Origin of the sequence: Gilliamella sp. Bif1-4, from assembly GCF_001690535.1 — a bacterium.
GTDB lineage: Bacteria > Pseudomonadota > Gammaproteobacteria > Enterobacterales > Orbaceae > Gilliamella > Gilliamella bombi.
The window spans coordinates 1-3,404 of sequence record NZ_LZHC01000035.1; the positions used below are offsets into that span (position 1 = coordinate 1).

The window sequence follows — 3,404 nt, forward strand, 5'->3', positions numbered from 1 at the left end:
TATTATAATCGGATACGCCGTCATTCAGCCAATGGCTGGGTATCACCTGAACAATATGAACAACAATATTACCAAAACGAAAAAATGATAGAGGCGGGCACTGTCTAATATTTTGGCGAGGATCAAAGGTTATGTACAAAGTTATAAGAGTTTTGGCTATAATGACGAAGAAGCTAGACAAATGGCAGGCAGAACCATTGCACAATAATGATAGTCAATGGTATTACAGGGACTATAACTTTTCCTAAAATAAACAAAATTTTGGGGAGTGGCAAGTTATTAGCTGTAAAGGGGACGAATGCAAATAAACCATTAGATAAAGATTATTTCGAATCAGAATACGGAAAAGGAAATGTTGAACAAGGCGGTGGAAATTATAAAGAGACTAAGGATAAAATACTGGATAATCAGGTTACCAATCAGAAAGGAAACGAAAGTAGCAAATTTGGTGACCATGTAAAAAAAGAACAAGATATTAATGCTGGAATGGCAACACATTTTCAAACAAAAAAATTAAGGGGTAAGTGTTTTTTAAATTCAACGGGAGGCAAGTAGCCTAACGAAGAATGTAATCGTTTATGATTATACCAATAGGCATAAGCCGAAAAAGCGCGTTGTAACTCAGCCGTTGAGTTGAAACGTTGGCCTTTTACAAATTCCGTTTTAATTGTTTTAAATGTCGCTTCCGCTACCGCATTGTCATATGGACACCCTTTCTTGCTTAATGAATGCGTGATATTAAATGTCTTAAAACAATCCGCTAATAACCGATTATCAAACGCTTTACCTCGGTCTGAATGAAATAAATCTAATTTTGATAATGGTTGTTTAATTTGGCTTAATGCTGACATAACAAGCTCTGCTGTTTTATGTTGACCAACATGGTAACCGACAATTTGCCTATCGGATAAGTTCACTAAAACACATAAATAGTTCCAACGTTGCTTAACTTGAATATACGTTAAATCCGCAACAACAATTTGTTTTTTATCACCTACATCAAATTGTCGTTGCAGGTGATTTTCTGTGGCGGTTTCATTCACTTCCGTATTGTGAGATTGATAACGTTTAACGGTGTATTTTGATACCAGCAATAAGGCTTTCATCACCCGAGCAATGTAACGGCGTGACACCCAAATATTCTCTTTCTGTAAATCAAAACGAATTCGTCTTGTACCATAAGACTGATAGCTCTGATTAAATAGCGTCACGATTTTATCGGCATAAAGCCCTACTGATTTTTGTCTATTCAATTTACACTGATAATAAGCATAATGTCTTGATAATCCTAAATATTGACATAGCTTTGTTATGCTATAACGATGTCGATTTGCTTTTAGGATAGCGATTTTCGCCCTATTATCAGTGCTGCTTGCTTTAAAATATCGTTTTCCATACGGAGTTGTTTAAGCTCTTTACGCAACGCGATTAACTCTTGTTCTTGTGGACTGCGATTATCTTTTGTTTTAAATGAGCCGCTTTGGCTTGCTTGCGTTATCCAACGGTCCAAAGCTGATGGTGTCAAATCATATTCGGCAACGATTTCACTACGTGATTTACCATGTTGATAAAGACTGACCATTTGGTGTTTAAAATCATCTGTGAATGTTCGTCTTTTGCGTTTAATCTTATTCATATTTGTTCCTTTTTAGTTGTGATAAGTTTACCTTACCCCTTAAAAAAGTTGTATGAATTAGTGTAGCCTATCCACTGTTTTGCATTCAAATAATGGCGCTTTTGATTCCACTCATAAGTATTATGAATATGATTACACAAGAAATATTTATGAAACTAAAATCAAAAGTACGGCACCGGCAGAAATCATCTCTGGTAAAGATTTGCGTATACAATCCGACCATTTAGAGAATGACAACAGTAAAATTGTTGCTGGTAATGCCTTAGATATTATGACCGGCACACTTAATAATCACTCATTAAAAGGCCAGCGCACCATTTCCGATACTGGCGATGAAATTTACCATTACCGAGAAAAAGAGAATAAGCACGGTAAAGCCGTATATAAAAAAAGAGCAAGGTGGAAAGATTATAAAAACCAATCCGTCACCACTATCGATCTTGAGCATGCCAAAATGGAGTCCCACACCAATGTGGATAAAACCCAAATTGACTTGCAGCAGCGAGAAGAAGAAAAAATTAGCGTAGGGCACATTGTTAATCCGATTGTAACCGAAGTCAAAACAGATAAACACCTCGACAATTCCCTTGAAGCTATCATCAACAATGGTAAAGAAAAAGGCAATATCAATATTTCAACCGAACATCCATTGGATGATTTGCCGATCACAAACCCTATCATTCAACCGGATAGCGTTGAAAAGCCAGATACCCCCATTATTGACACTAATAAAAAAGTGACCAGTGAAGATAGTCAGCATTATGCTGATTCCATTATCTTTGTTGAGCCTAATTTAACCTTACCGCAAAATAGCTTATCAATCATTAACAAAGACCCAAAGAGCAACTATCTTGTTGAAACTGACAGCCGTTTCACCAACCGCAAAAAATGGTTAAGTTCCGATTACATGTTCAACCGCTTAAGGGTTGATCCGAATAATATCCAAAAACGGTTAGGGGATGGTTATTACGAGCAACAGCTCATCCGCGAGCAAATTGTTACCTTAACGGGGCATCGATATATTGGTGATTACACCAGTTCAGCGCCCTATCACAACTAGCGACAGGCCTAGCGATAGCTGCTAGCGGTGGTGATATCCAAGATGTGAATACTGGCGTTGCTGCGGGGAAAAATGCGGTTGAGAATAACCGACTACTTACTCCAACAGAAAAGAAACGCATTGACGAGCTTGTTAAAGGAAACGAACGAGAAGATTTATTATATCGTGCAGCAGCTTGTGCATTAATTCATTGTTCAGCTGGATTAGCGGATGATGACCCAGATAAAGCAGCGTATTTAGCATTAGAAGAGCTAGGTAATAGCCCTGAGTTAGAATCTTATAGAGAACAATTGAAAGGTCAAACAACTGAAATTGAAGTCGAATTACCACCTTATATTACAGGAGGGGGCAAAGAGTCTTATAAAAAAATAGAAGAATTATTTGAATATACGACAGGCAATAAAATTTCAGATACGATGACCTATTATGACAGTGAATACAGCATAAGTACCCGAGCAGGAGGTATTCTTCAAGTTGGGATGGCTGTCGTAGATGGAATGGCAGCAGTCGCATTATCACCAGCTTGTAGCTCAGTATTGGGGTGTTTACCAAGTGCATATTTAACATGGTCAATGGTTGATAATGGTGCAACGGGGTTAATGGTCATTTATAATGGCAAAACTTATCATACGCAAACAGCCGAGGGACTTTCTAAGATATTAGGCGTGTCAGCATCAGATGCTGAATTGTTATTTTCGCTCTCAACAG

The 3,404-nt window shown here is 37.7% G+C and carries 5 protein-coding genes; 3 read left to right on the forward strand and 2 right to left on the reverse strand.

Features of this window, described 5'->3' with window-relative positions; all coding sequences use genetic code 11:
* The first annotated feature begins 207 nt into the window (after positions 1-207).
* Entirely contained in the window at positions 208-555 is a 348-nt protein-coding gene (locus tag A9G25_RS06285; RefSeq protein ID WP_065626229.1) for a hypothetical protein, read from the forward strand.
* Here the strand turns inward: A9G25_RS06285 and A9G25_RS06290 are convergent.
* Both A9G25_RS06290 and A9G25_RS06295 read right to left on the reverse strand, forming a co-directional pair.
* Positions 501-1,349: an IS3 family transposase gene (locus tag A9G25_RS06290; RefSeq protein ID WP_141675024.1), complete on the reverse strand. Its 849-nt coding sequence runs from the start codon at positions 1,347-1,349 to the stop codon at positions 501-503. The genes A9G25_RS06285 and A9G25_RS06290 overlap by 55 nt on opposite strands.
* A complete protein-coding gene (locus tag A9G25_RS06295) occupies positions 1,337-1,636 on the reverse strand; it encodes an IS3 family transposase (protein WP_034885636.1) in 300 nt (99 codons plus the stop codon). Before A9G25_RS06295 ends, A9G25_RS06290 begins: the two co-directional genes overlap by 13 nt.
* A 79-nt stretch (positions 1,637-1,715) precedes the next feature.
* On the opposite strand from A9G25_RS06295, the gene A9G25_RS06300 reads away from it, so the two are divergent.
* The gene (locus A9G25_RS06300) at positions 1,716-2,696 is read left to right on the forward strand and encodes an S-layer family protein (protein ID WP_065626231.1); all 981 of its coding nucleotides are present in this window, start codon (positions 1,716-1,718) and stop codon (positions 2,694-2,696) included.
* A 44-nt stretch (positions 2,697-2,740) separates the two neighbouring features.
* A partial coding sequence (locus A9G25_RS06305) for a hypothetical protein (RefSeq protein ID WP_141675025.1) occupies positions 2,741-3,404 on the forward strand: 664 nt, incomplete at its 3' end.